This is a genomic window from Amorphus sp. MBR-141, assembly GCF_053628695.1.
On sequence record NZ_JBRJGW010000094.1, the window covers coordinates 1 to 1,170 of the forward strand.

Annotated in this window: 1 protein-coding gene; it reads left to right on the forward strand. The window is 70.4% G+C overall.

Annotated features, from left to right (window positions below; all coding sequences use genetic code 11):
• Nucleotides 1-201: 201 nt before the first annotated feature.
• Nucleotides 202-1,149: an IS110 family transposase gene (locus tag ACSSVZ_RS28165; RefSeq protein ID WP_453974178.1), complete on the forward strand. Its 948-nt coding sequence runs from the start codon at nucleotides 202-204 to the stop codon at nucleotides 1,147-1,149.
• Nucleotides 1,150-1,170 lie beyond the last annotated feature (21 nt).

The following is a 1,170-nucleotide window of genomic DNA, read 5'->3' on the forward strand; positions in this document are numbered from 1 at the left end:
CTCCGCTTGTGTCTGATTTGTGTGGTTTGATTGAGCGTCGGGAGGCGTGGCGACGCCTCCCGACGCGGTCAGGTGGCCGTCTCTCCGCGGGTCGTGTCGAGTTGGACGCGGCCGAGAATGAGCTTGGCCCTGATCGCTCCCTTTGACCCCGAACGGTTGGACGGGCGGTCGTGCCCGCACCACAAGCCTGGGAGCGAAGCGATGATACAGGAAAGCTGCGTCGGGATCGACGTTGCCAAGGCGACGCTGGACGTCGTGCTCGGTGAGACGGGCGAGAGCTTCACGGTTGCGAACACGCCGGCTGGCCTTGCGGACCTGCTCCGCCGGCTGGACGGGCACGGCCCGCTCGCCGTCGGCGTGGAGGCCTCGGGCGGCTACGAGCGGCGGCTGATCGCGCATCTGCACGACGCCGGCCACACGGTCTACCTTCTGGATCCGGCGCAGGTGCGCGGCTTCGCCCGGTCGATGCGCCAGCGCGCCAAGACCGACCGGATCGACGCCGGAATGATCGCCCGCTACCTGCAGGTGGCGCGCGACAGGCTCGCCCCGGCCGCGCCGGACCCGGCGCGCATCCGGCTGGCGCAGCTGGTCGCCTACCGCCGCCGTCTGGTGGCCGAGGCCGCCGCGCTGAAGAGCCAGCAGGCGCTGATCGAGGAACCGATGGTGCGGCGCATGTTGGCGGCACGGCTGCGCGGCCTGGCCCAGGCCGTCCTCGTTCTCGACAAGGAAATCGCCCGGCGCATCGCCGACGACCGCAGGCTCGCGGAGCGGGCACGGCGGCTGCGGGCGGTGAGGGGCGTCGGGCCGGTGCTGGTGGCAACCCTCGTCGCCGAATTGCCGGAGCTCGGCTCGATCGGCGCCAAGCGCATCGCCTCCCTGGTCGGGGTGGCGCCCCATGCGCGTCAGTCCGGCGCGAGCGATCGGGGTGGGCGCTGTGGCGGCGGACGCAAGCCGGTGCGCGATGTGCTCTACATGGCCGCCCTCAGCGCCGTCAGCAGCAAAGATCCCGTCCTGCGGCCCTTCTACGACCGGCTGCGCAGCGCCGGAAAGCCCTTCAAGGTCGCCATCACCGCCGTCATGCGCAAGCTCATCACCCATCTCAACGCCATCGTCCGCAACGCCGAAACAGCACAGACCATCGCACCCTAATCCGACACGGTTGCTCATTCC